Raw genomic sequence first — 14,308 nt, 5'->3', positions numbered from 1 at the left:
AATGACCTTCCGTGCCCCCGTTTCCGAGTACGAGTTTCTGCTGAACAATGTTGTCGGCTATGGAGATGTTTCCGCCACAGACCGCTTTGCCGAGGCCCCCTCGGACGTGGTCAGCGCCATCCTCAACGAGGCGGGCAAGATGTGCGACGAGGTGCTGGCGCCCCTGCAGCGCAACGGCGACCTGACACCTGCCTACCTGGAGAACGGCGTGCTGCGGACCTCTCCCGGGTTTGCTGACGGGTTCAAAGCCATCTCCGAGGGCGGCTGGATCGGCATGAGCGCGCCGGAGGAATACGGCGGCATGGCGCTGCCGCTGACGGTTGCCACCGCGGTCAACGAGATGATGGCAGGTGCCTGCCTGTCGCTGCAGCTGGCGCCGCTGATGAGCCAGGGCCAGATCGAGGCGCTGGAGCACCACGCCTCGGACGCGATCAAAGAGCTGTACCTGCCCAAGCTGATTTCAGGCGAGTGGTCGGGCACCATGAACCTGACCGAACCGCAGGCCGGTTCCGACGTGGGCGCGCTCAGCTCCAAGGCGGAGCCGAACGGCGATGGCACCTATGCGGTCACCGGCCAGAAGATCTTCATCTCCTGGGGCGACAATGATTTCTGCGAAAACGTCTGCCACCTTGTGCTGGCGCGGCTGCCGGACGGGGTGCCGGGCACCAAGGGCATCTCGCTGTTCCTGGTGCCGAAATTCCTGCCGGACGCTGATGGCAAACCTGGCAAGGCCAACGACCTGAAGGTCGTCAGCCTGGAGCACAAAATGGGCCTGCACGGCTCTCCCACCTGCGTGATGCAGTATGACGGCGCCACCGGCTGGCTGGTTGGCGAGGAGCACGGCGGCATGGCAGCCATGTTCACCATGATGAACAACGCCCGTCTCGGCGTGGGCGGGCAGGGCGTCGGCGCCGGAGAGGGCGCCTATCAGCACGCGCTGGCGTATGCGCTGGAACGCAAGCAGGGCAAGACCGCCAGCGGCTCCATCGTGGATCATGCCGACGTGCGGCGGATGCTGATGGAGATGAAGGCGGATCTTTTTGCCTCCCGCGCAATCCTGCTGGCCTGTGCCCAGGCGATCGACATGCAGACCGCGACGGGCGAGAAAGACTGGGCGGCCCGCGCGGCCTTCCTGACGCCGATTGCCAAGGCCTTTGGCACCGACACCGGCATCCGGATCTCAGAAATCGGGGTGCAGGTGCATGGCGGCATGGGCTTCATCGAGGAATCCGGCGCCGCGCAATACTACCGCGATGTGCGGGTGACGGCGATCTACGAAGGCACCAACGGCATCCAGTCGATGGACCTGGTAGCGCGCAAGATGATGGACGGCGGCGAGACCGCCTTTGCCCTTATCGACGAGATCGAGGAGCGGGCGGAACGCGCCCGGGCGACCCATCCGAACATGGCCGAATCCGTGTGGCAGGCCTGCGAATCCCTGCGCGAGGCCACCGAGTGGCTGGTTGCGCAAGACGACATGCAGGACCGCTTTGCCGGCGCCGTGCCGTATCTGCGCGCCTTTGCCCGGGTGCTGGGCGGCCATTACCACCTGGCCGCGGCGATGGCGGATCAGGGCGGCCCGCGCGAAAAGCTGGCGCGTTTCTACATCACCCGGATGCTGCCGGAACATGCCTCGCTTCTGGCGCATGCGCAGGCCGGGGCAGGGGGCACCTTCGCTCTCAGCCTTGATGAGCTGGCAGGCTGAAGCCGTGACCGATATTCCCGACGTTTCGCCCCGCACCCCGTGGCAGGAGCCGCCTGCGCAGGGCGAAGCGATCGAGGTGGCCGACGGCGTCTTGTGGATGCGCCAGCCGCTGCCAATGAAGCTGGACCACGTCAACATCTACGCGCTGGATGACGGCGACGGCTGGACGGTGATCGACACCGGCTTCAACACCCGCAAAAGCCGGGCGATCTGGGACAGCCTGATGGCAGGCCCCTTGCAGGGCAAGCCGGTGCGGCGCGTTGTGGGCACCCACCACCACCCCGATCACATCGGCCTGGCCGGCTGGTTCCAGAGCCAGCACGGCGCTGAGCTGGTCACCACCCGCACCGCTTGGCTGTTTGCCCGGATGCTGACGCTGGACGTGCAGGAGGTCTGGCCGGAAGAAACCCTGGCCTATTACCGCAGCGCGGGCATGGCGCAGGAGATTTATGAAAAGCGGGTCAATGACCGGCCCTTCAACTTTGCCGACACAGTGCATCCGATGCCGCTGGGCTTCACCCGGATCAAGCAGGGTGACGTGATCCGCATGGGCGGGCGCGACTGGGACGTGCACACCGGCAACGGCCACGCGCCGGAGCACGCAACCTTCTGGAGCCGCGATGACAACCTGGTGATCACCGGCGATCAGATCCTGTCGACCATCAGCCCCAATATCGGCGTCTACGCGACAGAGCCGATGGCCGATCCGCTGGGGGAGTGGCTGGAGGCCTGCGAGCGGCTGTCGAAGCTGGCGCGCCCGGATCACCTGGCCTTGGGCGGCCACAAGCTGCCGTTCACCCGCCTGCCGCTCCGGATGCAGCAGCTGATCGGCAATCACCACGGCGCGCTGGACCGGCTGATGGACCACTTGTCAGAGCCGCGCACCGCCGCCGATTGCTTTGCCCCCCTGTTCAAGCGCACAATCGGCGAAGGCGAGTACGGGCTTGCACTGGTCGAGGCAGTGGCCCATGTAAATCATCTGTACCACACCGGCCAGGTGACGCGCTGGGAGCGCGAAGACGGCGCCTGGCTCTATCAGCGCAAGGGGTGACGCACCCCGGACAAGGGGGAACCATGACCGACGAGATTTCAACCAGCGCCGAAGCTGCGGAAGCCGCGGTGCTGCCGTGCGTGCATGAGGTCCACTCTGACCCGGATGCCTGTGCCGGGCTGACCGAGGTGCCGGAAAAGCTGCAGAAACCGGACGCCGCCAAAAGCCCGGCGCGCTGGGCCTATGAGCGCCTGATCCTGTATATCCAGAACTTCGAGAAACAGCTGGATGCCGAACACGAGGTGGCGATGGGCTTCGCCGGCGGCAATGCCGGGGTGCTGCGGATCGAGGGCATGGGCTATTTCGATCCCGACATCATCACCTTCTACGGCAGCGAGGGCAGCGGCTCCAGAACCCAGCTGGTGCAGCATGTCAGCCAGCTGAACGTGATGCTGCGCGCGGTGCCCAAGGCGCGCCAGGAGGCGCCCGCCAACCGGATCGGCTTCCGCCTGGCGTCCGACCTGCAGCAGGATTGAGGCCCGCGCCCCGGGGCCGATTCGGCGCCGGACCAGGACGCAGCGCAGCAGCGGCCCGGATTGCCGCTGCGGCAGCAGCTTTCGCGCCTCATTTCTGTCAGATGCGCCCGATTGACGTGGTGACAGAGCGGCGCAAATCCAGTAATCACCGGAAAAATGCACGTGAATTGAGGGAAAACTCACATGGCTGAACATCAGCACGGCACCATGGACACCACCGTTCAGGAAAAGACCTATTCCGGCTTCCTGACCTTTGTGACCCGCTTCAGCATCGCGCTGGTCATCTTTGCCATTTTCCTGGCGATTTTCGCGTCCTGATTTTCTGAACGGGGATTTCCTTGATGCGCAATCTGCTCTGCCTTGGCGCGGTCCTGGCCGCGCTTGCGGGTTGCGCTGCGCCGCAGCAGCCCAACGCGGATGCTGAAACCCTGGCCCGGGTGGCCTACCGCCACCCCGGACCGCCTGCGCTGACCCTGTACACGATGATCAACAACCGCACCGGGCGGGGCGGCCACACGTCGCTGATGATCAATGCGTCCGAGCGGGTGATTTTTGATCCCGCAGGCTCGTTTTATGCCTCCGTGGTGCCGGAGCGGGACGATGTCATCCACGGCATCACACCCGCTGTGGAGAAGGCATACCGCGGCGCCCACGCCCGCAGCACCTATCACGTCGTTGTTCAGCGTATCGAGGTCACTCCGCAACAGGCGCAGAAAGCCTACCAGCTTGCTAAAAGCAACGGCCGGGTGCCGGGTGCTTTCTGTGCTCAGGCGACCATTGGCATCCTGCAGCAGGTCCCGGGGTTCGAAAGCCTGGACCGCACCTTCTACCCGGAAAAACTGGCAGAGCAGTTCGGCCAGCTGCCGGGTGTGGTGACAGAGCGCTATTACGAAAACGACAGTGGCGATTTGCAGGCGGGCCTCGCCAAAAGCGACGCCGCGCTCAGCGCCGCTTCAGAGTGATCGCTTTCCCTGGCGCGCAGCGCTAGGCGGCAAGATACAACAGCAGCAGCGACAGCCCGCCGGTGCCCAGGCCAATCAGCACGTTTCTGGTCAGGTAGCCCGCGGCAAAGGTCGCGGCCGCGGCGGCAAAATGCATCAGGCTGGGTTCTCCCCCGGACGGGGCCGGCCAGACCACCAGCGGCGCCACCAGCGCCGGAATGACCGCGACCGCCGTATAGCGCAGATGCCGCATCAGCCACTCCGGGATCGCGCGCCCGCCCATGAAGCCGATAAAGGCAAACCGCAAGGCGTAGCTGCCAAGCGCCAGTCCGATGATCACTACCCACAAAAGCGGTGCCGGAATACTGCTCATTTCGCGCCCTCCGTCTTGGCGTTCTTCCGCGCCAGCCACAACTCTGCCTGGGCGCCTGCCACCATGCCCGCAATGCCGGCCACGATCAGACCCAGGTTATAAGGCAGGGCAGCCGCCGGCAGCGAGGTGGCCACAGCCACGAAACAGGCCGCCACATGCGCAGGCGTACGCAGCATCGGCCCGATCATCGCCAGAAACGCCAGCGGCAGCACGAAATCCACGCCCCAGCTCTCGGGAATGCGGGTGCCGACCAGCGCGCCAAGCGCGGTGGCGATCACCCAGGCCGGGGTGATGATCGCATTGGTGCCAAAGAAGTACGCCACCCGCTGCGGCAGAGGCATGTCCGGTTCGGTCTCGAACTGCACGATCGACAGCGCATAGGATTGATCGACGATGAAATAGGCCGCTATCGCCCGCTGCCACATCGGTGCGCCGCCCAGGTACGGCGTCAGCGAAGCTGAATACATCGCCATCCGCAGGTTCACCGCCAGCGCCGAGATCAGGATGATGATCAGCGGCGCATTCTCCTGCATCAGCTGCAGCGCGGTGAATTGGGCGGCGCCAGCAAAGACCGTCAGCGAAAACGCAAAGGCCTCCGGAACGATCAGCCCGGCCTCTGCCGCCAGCACCCCGAACAGAAAGCCGAAGGGCGAGGCCATGAAGAGAAAGGGCGCGCTGTCGCGAAACCCCTTCCAGAAGGCCGATTTGGTGGTGGTGATTGCCATCTGCGCGTCCTAGATTGCGTTGAACCGGCCTAAGCCGGACGCAGAAGGAAAGCAATTGGTGAGTATGGATATCACGGCAGAATATCTGATCGCCCCCGGTGTCTCCGACCCGCGGCTGACACGCGCGGTCACCGGTGTCGACCAGAATGGCGAGGCCAGCGAGATTGCTGTGGTGGAGGAGCGCCCGCTGACCATCTTCCTGAATTCGCAGGAAATTGTCACCGCGATGACCATCGGCGACTACCCGGAATACCTGGCGCTTGGCTTTTTGCGCAATCAGCGGATGCTGCGTGACGAGGATGAAGTCACCCGTGTCGATTATGACGAGGATCTGGAAACCGTGGTGGTGCGCACCGCGGTGGAAACCAGTCACGAGGAAAAGCTGAAGAAGAAGACCCGCACCTCCGGCTGCGCGGTCGGCACCGTTTTTGGCGACATGATGGAGGGACTGGAGGACGTGCGCCTGCCCGAGGCCGAGGTCCGCACCTCCTGGCTCTATGCGCTGGCCCACAAGATCAACCGCACGCCCTCGCTGTACTTGGAGGCCGGCGCCATCCACGGCACCGTGCTTTGCCATCAGGACCGCCCGCTAGTCTACATGGAGGACGTGGGCCGCCACAACGCGGTGGACAAGATCGCCGGCTGGATGCTGTCAGAGCAGGCCGGGGCCGCAGACAAGATCCTCTATACCACCGGGCGGCTGACCTCCGAGATGGTGATCAAAACCGCGATGATGGGCATCCCGGTGCTGGCGTCCCGTTCAGGCTTCACCGCTTGGGGCGTGGAGATTGCGCGCGAGGTCGGCCTTACCCTGATCGGCCGGATGCGCGGCCAGCGGTTCATCTGCCTCTCGGGCGAGGAACGGCTGGTGCGCGACATGGATCCCAAGGACGCGCCGGCGGAAGACAAGAAGCACCGGCGGAAGAGTGCTGGATAATGGCTGGAGTATTGAACGCTAAGGGCGGTGCCCGTCCGCGGGCGGAAGCGAAGCGCCCGCCCATGGGGGCGGACGGGCGCTTCCCGGCGTGCTGCCGGGCGGAACAGAAGGATTTGGAGGGATATCATGTCTAGCGCTCCTCTCGGCGTAATCCTCGCAGGCGGCCTTGCGACCCGGATGGGCGGCGGCGACAAGGGGCGGCTTGAGGTCGGCGGCCAGAGCCTCCTCTCCCGCGTGATTGACCGGCTGGCACCGCAGGTTGCGGGCCTGGCGCTCAACGCCAATGGCGACCCTGACCGGTTCGCTGATCTGGGCCTGCCGGTCATTGCCGACTCGATTGAAGGCTTTGCTGGTCCGCTGGCAGGCGTACTGGCAGGCCTTGATTGGGCGGCAGAGCAGGGCGCGGATACCATCGTCACCGCCGCCGCCGACACGCCCTTCTTTCCGCAGGACCTAGTGGCCCGGCTGACCGCAGCAGCCGAAGGCATGGATCAGCCGCTGGTCCTCGCCACCACTCCGCGCACCGGCGATGAAGCGCTGAAATCCGGCGGGCGGAGCAAAGTGAACCGGCACCCGGCCTTCGGCCTTTGGCCCGTCGCTCTGCGCGAAGACCTGCGCGCCGCACTGCAGGGTGGCTTGCGCAAAGTGGTGCTCTGGACCGACCAGCATAATGGCCGCGAGGCGCTGTTTGAGGCTGATCCTTTTGATCCCTTCTTTAACATCAACACGCCTGAGGATCTGGCCAAGGCCGAGGCGCTCTTGAAATGAAGATCTATGGCGTCACCGGCTGGAAGAACAACGGCAAGACCGGGCTGATGGAGCGGTTGGTGGCGGAGTTCTGTGCCCGCGGCTTCACTGTCTCAACCATCAAACACGCCCACCACGCAACGGACGTGGACCAGCCCGGCACCGACAGCTTTCGCCACCGCCAGGCCGGCGCGTCCGAGGTGGTGCTGGCTTCTGCAGGCCGCGTGGCAATTATGCAGGAACTGCGCGGCGCGGCTGAGCCGCCGCTGGCAGACCTTCTGGCCCGCCTCAATCCCGTGGATCTGGTGCTGGTGGAAGGCTACAAGCGCGATCCCCACCCCAAGATCGAAGCGTACCGGCAGGCAGCAGGCACGGATCTGATCGCTCCGCAGGATCCCAGCATCCGGGCCGTTGCCAGCGACACCGCGCTGGAGCTGGACCGCCCGGTGTTCGATCTGGACGGCACAGCGGCGATTGCGGATTTCATCCAGGCGGAACTGGACCTGTGACCCCCTTTGACACCGTTCTGGCCGTCGACTGGTCCGCCGCCAAGCGCAAGCCCCAGCGGCCAAGCAAGGACGCAATCTGGCTGGGCGTGGCGCGCGGCGGCACCGCGGAAGTGCAAATTTACTGCCGCAGCCGGCAGGAGGCGGAGGCCTGGATCAGCAGCTTTCTGGAGCAAGAGCAAGCCGCGGGGCGGCGGGTGCTGGCGGTGTTCGACTTTCCATTTGGCTATCCGCGCGGATTTGCGCGCCGGGTCACCGGGTCGGACGATCCATTTGCCCTGTGGCAGTGGCTGGAAGAGCGTATTGAAGACTCTGATGACGGCAGCAACAACCGGTTTGAGGTGGCCTCGGAAATGAACCGGCTGTTTGCCGGCGCCGGCCCGTTCTGGGGCAAGCCGGATCAGACGCGTTGGCCGGACATTCCTTACCGCAAGGCCGGGATAAACTATGAGGACGTGGCGGAACGGCGCAGTGCGGATCTGGCGGCCAAGGCGGCCTCCTCCTGTTTCCAGCTGTTCTTCAATCCGACCGTTGGCAGCCAGGTCCTGATGGGGCTGCCGGTTCTGCAACGGCTGCGGCGCCGGCACGAGGCAGCGGTCTGGCCGTTCGATAAGGTTGCTGCTGCGCAAATTGTGTTTGCAGAAGTTTGGCCAGGATTGATCGAATCCGCGGTAAAGGCCGCCATGGCTCTTGCCGGCCCGGAAGAAATCCGCGACCGGGTGCAGATGCGGCTGTTGTCGCAAGCGCTCAGCCGCCTGCCCGCGGAGGAGCTGTCAGAAATGCTGGCCGCAGTGCCTGAGGAAGCGCAAGAGGAGGCTTGGATTTTGGGCACGGGACACGATGACCGCTTGAACGCGCTGGCCCTGGATGAGCCGGGCGGGCTGGCACCGCCGCCGCTCAGCAACGACTGTTTTGCCTTGCCTGCGGGTGTCGACTGGACTCCGGTGGATGACGCGCTGGCCTTGCTTAGGGACAGACTGGGACCGGTCACCGGGATTGAGACGGTCCCGCTGGCGGATGCTCTGGGCCGGGTGCTGGCAGAGGATGCGGTGGCCAAACGCTCTAACCCGCCGCTGCCGAACACGGCGGTGGATGGCTATGGGTTTGCAGGTGGCCGGGCAGAGGGGCCGCATGTGCTGCCTCTGGTGGACGGTCGTGCCGCAGCCGGTGTTCCCTATGCCGGTGCGGTGCCACCCGGCAGTGCCATCCGGGTGCTGACCGGCGCCGCGCTGCCCGACGGCGTCGATACGGTGATCCTGGAGGAAGACGTCAACACCGACGGGACCCGGATTGCCTTCAACGGCCCGCTGAAACAGGGCGCGAACACCCGCAAGGCAGGCGAGGACGTTTCCGCAGGCGAAGTTATCCTGCCCGCAGGCCGGGTTATCACGCCTGCCGATCTGGCGCTGGCCTCGGCCACCGGGCTGGCGGAGCTTACAGTGCGGCTGCCGCTGCGGGTGGGCGTGCTCTCCACTGGCGATGAACTGGTCGAACCCGGGGAGGCCGCAGGCAAGGGGCAGATTTTCGATGCCAACCGGCCTATGCTGCTGGCGCTGATCCGGCAGCTGGGTTTTGTGCCGGTGGATCTTGGTAGAGCTGCAGACGACCGTGCCGCGCTGCGCGCGCATCTTGATGGCGCTGCGGCGCAAACGGATGTGATCCTGACCTCGGGCGGCGCCTCTGCCGGGGACGAGGATCACATGTCGGCGCTGCTGCGTGAAGCAGGTGCCATGCAGGAATGGCGCATTGCGCTGAAGCCGGGCCGCCCGCTGGCGCTGGGTATGTGGCAGGGCACGCCGGTCTTCGGACTGCCGGGCAATCCGGTGGCGGCACTTGTCTGCACGCTGATCTTTGCCCGCCCCGCCATGGGTCTGATGGCAGGCGCAGGCTGGCAGGCGCCGCAGGCATTCGAGGTCCCCGCCGCCTTTGAGAAGCGCAAGAAACCGGGCCGCCGCGAATACCTGCGGGCGCGGATGCGGGACGGCAAGGCGGAAGTGTTCAAGTCCGAAGGTTCCGGTCGTATCAGCGGGCTGAGCTGGGCCGAAGGGCTGGTGGAACTCGGCGATGGCGCCGCAGACATCAAACCCGGCGATCCGGTCCGCTTCATCCCTTACGGCAGCTTTTCGATGTAAGCGGAGCACTCCCGCCCGCAGCCTGGCGCATCACTGATGCTTGCCCGCCGTTGGGCCGGGCGCCGCGCTGGCGCACGGCGCGCTGCCGCCCGCGGCTTTTTTCTGAACTGAATAAACCGATTGCCGGAGGCAAAGGCCCGTCGGGGCTGCTCCGTCAGTCGAAAGTCCCGGCCACCCGGCCCAGCAGCATGAAGGCGCGCGCGGTGCGGGTGTTGCCGAGCGCGGAAATCTCGCCATCGGTCGCGTCCGTTTCAAATTCCGCAAACATCTGGTCGAACCGGCGCAGGAAATGATGCGCGGCGTCGCGGAAGATCGGGTCCTGCTTCATCCGTGCCGCGGTCAGCGCCAGCGAGGTGCGGTCGCGCACGCCGCCAAGCGCCGCCACCGCGCGGCCGCGGGCGCCCTGGCCGAACTGGCGCCAGATCTCGGGGCGGGCCATGTCCGGCCGCAAGTCATCCATGTAGATGCCGTCCTGGCTGAGCAGCGTCAGCACATCCTGCGCCGCCTGGATCACCTGCGCCGCCTTGCGGTCGCGCAGCGCCGCGCGCAGGGCGGCAAAGCCGTCTTCATCCTCGGCGGTTTCCGGGAAGTTCAGGGCGCGGATGAACTGTTCCGCGGGCAGCGGCGGCGCGGTGTCCTCGGCCTGGGTGCCAAGCGCCAGCGAGCCTTGCCCGGCGGCGGTCATCTCGGCGGCCTCGGCGGGGATTGCCGGGCGCACCGGATTGGCGCGGCGGCTGGTGTGGAAGGTGGCCAGCGCGGTCTCAGTCTTGCGGGTCGCCTCGGCGATTTCCTCCAGCCGCTTGGCCATCGACGGCTCCGCCACCGCGGCATGCTGCTGGGCCTGGGCCAGATAGGTCTGCCGCAGCCCGTCGATGGCGGCCTGCAGCTGTTCGCTTTCCTCCCGCATCACCCGGGCCGAGCGCGCGGCAGAGGCCGCAACCCACAGCATCGCCAGCGGCAGCACCACCGCCAGCAAGCCGGTGATCAGATCGGTCCATTGCGACAGGCCCGCGCCTTCCGGAGCAAAGACGTAGAACGCAACTGCCGCTAGCAGCCACAGCGCCCCCAGCCCGATGGCCACCAGCTCGGCCCCGCCCAGCCCGTTGCCCGCGGGCGCCTCAAGGCTGCGCAGCGGACGTCCGCCTGCGGAGGTCGGGCTGGAGCCCGGGCTGTTGCTGGAGCCTGTCATGGCCATTCACCGCCTTGCAGATCAGGAATAGACGATCTTGAGAATCTCATAGGAGCGTTCGCCGCCGGGCGTGCGAACTTCGACACTGTCGCCTTCGTCCTTGCCGATCAGGGCGCGCGCGATGGGCGATTTGATATTCAGCAGGCCAGCTTCGATGTTGGCCTCATGCTCGCCGACGATCTGCCAGGTCTTTTCCTCGTCGGTGTCCTCGTCAACCACGGTCACCTTGGCGCCGAACTTGATCGCACCGTTCAGCTTGGCCGGGTTGATCACATCGGCCAGCGACAGGATGCCTTCCAGCTCTTTGATGCGGCCCTCGATGAAGGACTGTTTTTCGCGTGCCGAGTGGTATTCGGCGTTTTCCGACAGGTCGCCCAGCTCGCGCGCTTCGGCGATCGCCTGGATGATGGCCGGGCGTTCGACGGATTTCAGGTTCTTCAGTTCGCTTTCCAGCGCGGCGTGACCCGCCGGGGTCATCGGGATCTTTTCCATGTGGTTGGTCCAGGTCGCTCTATTGTTTTGTTCTTGTCACTACGAAAGCCGGAGCCCCGCAGCATAAGCCGCGGGGCGTCCGGTCCGGTTGACGAATACCTGACCCAATCCTGTGCCCGATTTCAAGTGGGCGCGGGGGCTGCCGGCGTGCAAATCCGCCTAACCGCGTGCTTTGGCCGGCTTTTCCACAGGAATGCGCAAGAAAACGCCATGCGCGGGCAGCCGGGGAAGCCCCGCTTGCCAGAGGATGTCAATCATATTGCACCGCCTCGTATTCGATGCCGTTTTCATCGTGGAAATAGAACCGGCGGCCCGGTTCATAGTCGCCGTGGTTCATCGGCGTGAACCCGGCCGCCTTCACGGCGGCCTCGGTGGCGTCCAGATCATCGACGATCACCGCCAAGTGGTTCAGCCCGCCCACGATGCCATAGCTTTCGGGCGCTTTGCCGGCCGGGGTGCGCGGGGTGTAGAGCGCCAGATAGCTGGTCTCCTCGCCCACATGCACGGAGTAGCCGCCATTCTTGGCCTCGCCCTGCCAGCGCACATGCCAGCCGAATACCTTTTCCATCCAGGCTGCTGTGCCATGGGGGTCCACGACGGTGACATTTGCATGTTCCAGTACTGCGCTCATCGGAATTCTCCTTTTTGCCTGAGCAAACCTGTTGATGCGACTCACCGTAATTCCTAAACCTAACTTTAGCTCAAGAAATTTCTTCAGGGAGTTTGCCATGCCCGCATCCGCCGGCATTTCCATCGGGTACCTGGCCGAGCGCACCGGTCTTGCGGTGTCCGCCATCCGCTACTACGAGGCGCAAGGCCTGGTGGAACCCTGGCGCAATGCAGGCGGCCAGCGGCGGTTTCACCGGGCCGACATCCGTCGGCTCAGCTTTGTCATGATCGCCCAGCAGTTCGGTTTTTCCCTGCCGGAAATCCGCGGCTTCCTCAAAAGCCTGCCGGGCAGCCGCACCCCCACCAAAGCGGACTGGGCGCGCATTTCGGACACCTTCCGCAGCCACCTGGACCAGCGAATCGAAACCCTGGTGAAATTGCGCGACAATTTGGACAGCTGCATAGGCTGCGGCTGCCTGTCGCTTCCGAATTGCAAACTTTACAACCCCGAAGACCGGGCGGCACAGAAGGGGCAGGGACCCCGTTACCTGATGGGAGACCGGCCCGAGACAGAGGCTGAGGCGGAAAATGGAGCTTGAGTGACGAAAATGGACGCACTTATTGTCTCAGTTGCCTGTTTTACAGGGGCCTGACGCAGAGTTTGGATTGACCAGCAGGGCTGGCAACCGCTAAGCAGCCGCGACACAAAATTGCGCCCGGTGGGGCCGGTAGCGAATAGAAAGCCAAGGAGCGCCGCAGATGGCCGAGATTGAACGCGAAGCGATGGAATACGACGTGGTGATCGTCGGGGCCGGCCCTGCCGGTCTGTCCGCGGCCATCCGCCTGAAACAGCTGGACGCCGACCTGCAGGTCGTGGTCCTGGAAAAGGGCTCCGAAGTGGGCGCGCACATCCTGTCGGGCGCGGTGCTGGACCCCTGCGGCCTGAACGCGCTGATCCCCGACTGGAAGGAAAAAGGCGCGCCGCTGAATGTGGAAGTCAAGGAAGACAACTTCTACATGCTGGGCGAAGCCGGCCATGTCCGCATCCCCAACTTCCCGATGCCGCCGCTGATGAATAACCACGGCAACTACATCGTCTCCATGGGCAACGTCTGCCGCTGGATGGCAGAGCAGGCCGAGGAAATGGGCGTCGAGATCTTCCCGGGCATGGCGTGCTCGGAACTGGTCTATGGCGATAAAGGCGAAGTGAAGGGCGTGGTTGCCGGCGAATTCGGCAAGAACCCCGACGGCACCCCCGGCCCGGCCTATGAACCCGGCATGGAGCTGCACGGCAAATACGTCTTCCTGGGCGAAGGCGTGCGCGGTTCGCTGTCCAAGGAAGTGATCGCCAAGTTCGGCCTGTCTGACGGCAAGGAGCCGCAGAAATACGGCGTCGGCATGAAAGAGATCTGGGAGATCGACCCGGCTAAGCACAAGGAAGGCACCGTCACCCACACCATGGGCTGGCCGCTGGGTTCCAACGCTGGCGGCGGGTCGTTCATCTACCACCTGGACAACAACCAGGTTTACGTGGGCTTCGTGGTGCACCTGAACTACAAGAACCCGCACCTGTTCCCCTACATGGAATTCCAGCGCTTCAAGCACCACCCGGTGGTGGCTGAGCTGCTGAAGGGCGGCAAGCGCGTGGCCTACGGCGCCCGTGCGATTACCGAGGGCGGCTGGCAGTCGATGCCGAAACTGGTGGCGCCGGGCGTGGCGCTCTTGGGCTGCTCCGCGGGCATGGTCAACGTGCCGCGCATTAAGGGCAACCACAATGCGATGCTGTCGGGCAAAGCCGCGGCCGAAGCCGCTTACGAGGCGATCAAGGCAGAGCGGTCCGGCGACGAGCTGGCGGCTTATGAAACCGACGTGCGCGACGGCGCCATCGGCAAGGACCTCAAGATGGTCCGCAACGTCAAGCCGATGTGGTCCAAGTGGGGCCTCACCGCCTCGCTGGCACTGGGCGGCCTGGACATGTGGACCAACAACCTGCTGGGCTTCTCCTTCTTCGGCACCCTTGGCCACGGCAAGAACGACGCCGAGGCGACCGAGGAAGCCTCCAAGCACAAGCCCATCGACTATCCCAAGCCCGATGGCGTGCTGTCCTTCGACCGCCTGACCAACGTCAGCTTCTCGATGACCAACCACGAGGAAAGCCAGCCCTGCCATCTGCGCCTGGGTAATGAAGACACCCCGGTCCGGGTCAACCTGCCGAAATTCGCCGAACCGGCGCAGCGCTATTGCCCGGCCGGTGTCTACGAAGTGGTGGAAAAAGACGGCCAGCCGGAGTTCGTGATCAACTTCCAAAACTGCGTCCACTGCAAGACCTGCGACATCAAGGACCCGTCCCAGAACATCACCTGGACCACCCCCCAGGGCGGTGACGGCCCGAACTACCCCAACATGTAACGGGAAGTTTAAATTT

16 protein-coding genes are annotated in these 14,308 nt (G+C 64.9%); 11 read left to right on the top strand and 5 right to left on the bottom strand.

The annotated features are described in order from the left end of the window. Position 1 precedes the first annotated feature (1 nt). The 5 genes from CAER_RS0109665 to CAER_RS0109645 all read left to right on the top strand — a co-directional run bounded on the left by CAER_RS0109665 (position 2) and on the right by CAER_RS0109645 (position 4,194). Positions 2–1,705 (top strand): acyl-CoA dehydrogenase, encoded by a 1,704-nt coding sequence (locus tag CAER_RS0109665; RefSeq protein ID WP_027235161.1) that lies wholly within the window; start codon positions 2–4, stop codon positions 1,703–1,705. Continuing rightward, complete coding sequence (locus CAER_RS0109660; RefSeq protein WP_051357765.1) at positions 1,689–2,756, top strand: MBL fold metallo-hydrolase; 1,068 nt, start codon at positions 1,689–1,691, stop codon at positions 2,754–2,756. Before CAER_RS0109665 ends, CAER_RS0109660 begins: the two co-directional genes overlap by 17 nt. A 23-nt stretch (positions 2,757–2,779) precedes the next feature. Then, positions 2,780–3,232 (top strand): DUF6173 family protein, encoded by a 453-nt coding sequence (locus CAER_RS0109655; RefSeq protein WP_027235159.1) that lies wholly within the window; start codon positions 2,780–2,782, stop codon positions 3,230–3,232. A gap of 183 nt (positions 3,233–3,415) precedes the next feature. Next, a complete protein-coding gene (locus CAER_RS0109650; protein ID WP_027235158.1) occupies positions 3,416–3,550 on the top strand; it encodes an aa3-type cytochrome c oxidase subunit IV in 135 nt (44 codons plus the stop codon). Between the two features lie 23 nt (positions 3,551–3,573). Next, entirely contained in the window at positions 3,574–4,194 is a 621-nt protein-coding gene (locus tag CAER_RS0109645; protein ID WP_027235157.1) for a hypothetical protein, read from the top strand. A gap of 22 nt (positions 4,195–4,216) precedes the next feature. Here CAER_RS0109645 and CAER_RS0109640 read toward each other — a convergent pair whose 3' ends face one another. Next, positions 4,217–4,546, bottom strand: coding sequence for an AzlD domain-containing protein (locus CAER_RS0109640; protein ID WP_027235156.1), 330 nt, complete (start codon positions 4,544–4,546; stop codon positions 4,217–4,219). Further along, positions 4,543–5,271, bottom strand: coding sequence for an AzlC family ABC transporter permease (locus CAER_RS0109635; RefSeq protein ID WP_027235155.1), 729 nt, complete (start codon positions 5,269–5,271; stop codon positions 4,543–4,545). The genes CAER_RS0109640 and CAER_RS0109635 overlap by 4 nt, the downstream gene beginning before the upstream one ends. 64 nt (positions 5,272–5,335) lie before the next feature. Here CAER_RS0109635 and CAER_RS0109630 point away from each other — a divergent pair, with 64 nt between their 5' ends. The 4 genes from CAER_RS0109630 to CAER_RS0109615 all read left to right on the top strand — a co-directional run bounded on the left by CAER_RS0109630 (position 5,336) and on the right by CAER_RS0109615 (position 9,593). Beyond that, positions 5,336–6,208, top strand: coding sequence for a formate dehydrogenase accessory sulfurtransferase FdhD (locus tag CAER_RS0109630; RefSeq protein WP_036797208.1), 873 nt, complete (start codon positions 5,336–5,338; stop codon positions 6,206–6,208). A gap of 126 nt (positions 6,209–6,334) precedes the next feature. Further along, complete coding sequence (gene mobA, locus CAER_RS0109625; RefSeq protein ID WP_036797206.1) at positions 6,335–6,976, top strand: molybdenum cofactor guanylyltransferase MobA; 642 nt, start codon at positions 6,335–6,337, stop codon at positions 6,974–6,976. Next, positions 6,973–7,464 carry a molybdopterin-guanine dinucleotide biosynthesis protein B gene (gene mobB, locus CAER_RS0109620; RefSeq protein ID WP_027235152.1) on the top strand — a complete coding sequence of 164 codons (492 nt, stop codon included), beginning with the start codon at positions 6,973–6,975 and terminating at the stop codon, positions 7,462–7,464. Before mobA ends, mobB begins: the two co-directional genes overlap by 4 nt. Next, positions 7,461–9,593 (top strand): molybdopterin-binding protein, encoded by a 2,133-nt coding sequence (locus tag CAER_RS0109615; protein ID WP_027235151.1) that lies wholly within the window; start codon positions 7,461–7,463, stop codon positions 9,591–9,593. Before mobB ends, CAER_RS0109615 begins: the two co-directional genes overlap by 4 nt. Positions 9,594–9,747: 154 nt before the next feature. Here the strand turns inward: CAER_RS0109615 and CAER_RS0109610 are convergent, their stop codons facing one another. The 3 genes from CAER_RS0109610 to CAER_RS0109595 all read right to left on the bottom strand — a co-directional run bounded on the left by CAER_RS0109610 (position 9,748) and on the right by CAER_RS0109595 (position 11,905). Continuing rightward, entirely contained in the window at positions 9,748–10,782 is a 1,035-nt protein-coding gene (locus CAER_RS0109610) for a hypothetical protein (RefSeq protein WP_027235150.1), read from the bottom strand. Between the two features lie 21 nt (positions 10,783–10,803). Then, a complete protein-coding gene (gene greA, locus CAER_RS0109605; RefSeq protein ID WP_027235149.1) occupies positions 10,804–11,274 on the bottom strand; it encodes a transcription elongation factor GreA in 471 nt (156 codons plus the stop codon). Positions 11,275–11,524: 250 nt separating this feature from the next. Then, positions 11,525–11,905 (bottom strand): VOC family protein, encoded by a 381-nt coding sequence (locus CAER_RS0109595; RefSeq protein ID WP_027235148.1) that lies wholly within the window; start codon positions 11,903–11,905, stop codon positions 11,525–11,527. A 97-nt stretch (positions 11,906–12,002) separates the two neighbouring features. On the opposite strand from CAER_RS0109595, the gene soxR reads away from it, so the two are divergent. Both soxR and CAER_RS0109585 read left to right on the top strand, forming a co-directional pair. After that, positions 12,003–12,482, top strand: coding sequence for a redox-sensitive transcriptional activator SoxR (gene soxR / locus CAER_RS0109590; RefSeq protein ID WP_027235147.1), 480 nt, complete (start codon positions 12,003–12,005; stop codon positions 12,480–12,482). Positions 12,483–12,642: 160 nt separating this feature from the next. Beyond that, positions 12,643–14,292 carry an electron transfer flavoprotein-ubiquinone oxidoreductase gene (locus CAER_RS0109585; protein WP_027235146.1) on the top strand — a complete coding sequence of 550 codons (1,650 nt, stop codon included), beginning with the start codon at positions 12,643–12,645 and terminating at the stop codon, positions 14,290–14,292. The last annotated feature ends 16 nt before the right edge of the window (positions 14,293–14,308 follow it).

This window comes from Leisingera caerulea DSM 24564 (genome assembly GCF_000473325.1).
Lineage (GTDB): Bacteria > Pseudomonadota > Alphaproteobacteria > Rhodobacterales > Rhodobacteraceae > Leisingera > Leisingera caerulea.
This window is presented reverse-complemented; position numbering and strand designations above follow the sequence as displayed.

What these genes read in the sequence shown, in the direction of transcription:
- CAER_RS0109630 (WP_036797208.1), top strand. Translation starts at nt 5,336, where the DNA reads ATGGATATCACGGCAGAATATCTGATCGCCCCCGGTGTCTCCGACCCG.
- CAER_RS0109610 (WP_027235150.1), bottom strand. Translation starts at nt 10,782, where the DNA reads ATGACAGGCTCCAGCAACAGCCCGGGCTCCAGCCCGACCTCCGCAGGC.
- mobB (WP_027235152.1), top strand. Translation starts at nt 6,973, where the DNA reads ATGAAGATCTATGGCGTCACCGGCTGGAAGAACAACGGCAAGACCGGG.
- CAER_RS0109635 (WP_027235155.1), bottom strand. Translation starts at nt 5,271, where the DNA reads ATGGCAATCACCACCACCAAATCGGCCTTCTGGAAGGGGTTTCGCGAC.
- soxR (WP_027235147.1), top strand. Translation starts at nt 12,003, where the DNA reads ATGCCCGCATCCGCCGGCATTTCCATCGGGTACCTGGCCGAGCGCACC.
- CAER_RS0109650 (WP_027235158.1), top strand. Translation starts at nt 3,416, where the DNA reads ATGGCTGAACATCAGCACGGCACCATGGACACCACCGTTCAGGAAAAG.
- CAER_RS0109660 (WP_051357765.1), top strand. Translation starts at nt 1,689, where the DNA reads ATGAGCTGGCAGGCTGAAGCCGTGACCGATATTCCCGACGTTTCGCCC.
- CAER_RS0109585 (WP_027235146.1), top strand. Translation starts at nt 12,643, where the DNA reads ATGGCCGAGATTGAACGCGAAGCGATGGAATACGACGTGGTGATCGTC.
- CAER_RS0109665 (WP_027235161.1), top strand. Translation starts at nt 2, where the DNA reads ATGACCTTCCGTGCCCCCGTTTCCGAGTACGAGTTTCTGCTGAACAAT.
- CAER_RS0109645 (WP_027235157.1), top strand. Translation starts at nt 3,574, where the DNA reads ATGCGCAATCTGCTCTGCCTTGGCGCGGTCCTGGCCGCGCTTGCGGGT.
- CAER_RS0109655 (WP_027235159.1), top strand. Translation starts at nt 2,780, where the DNA reads ATGACCGACGAGATTTCAACCAGCGCCGAAGCTGCGGAAGCCGCGGTG.
- mobA (WP_036797206.1), top strand. Translation starts at nt 6,335, where the DNA reads ATGTCTAGCGCTCCTCTCGGCGTAATCCTCGCAGGCGGCCTTGCGACC.
- CAER_RS0109595 (WP_027235148.1), bottom strand. Translation starts at nt 11,905, where the DNA reads ATGAGCGCAGTACTGGAACATGCAAATGTCACCGTCGTGGACCCCCAT.
- CAER_RS0109640 (WP_027235156.1), bottom strand. Translation starts at nt 4,546, where the DNA reads ATGAGCAGTATTCCGGCACCGCTTTTGTGGGTAGTGATCATCGGACTG.
- greA (WP_027235149.1), bottom strand. Translation starts at nt 11,274, where the DNA reads ATGGAAAAGATCCCGATGACCCCGGCGGGTCACGCCGCGCTGGAAAGC.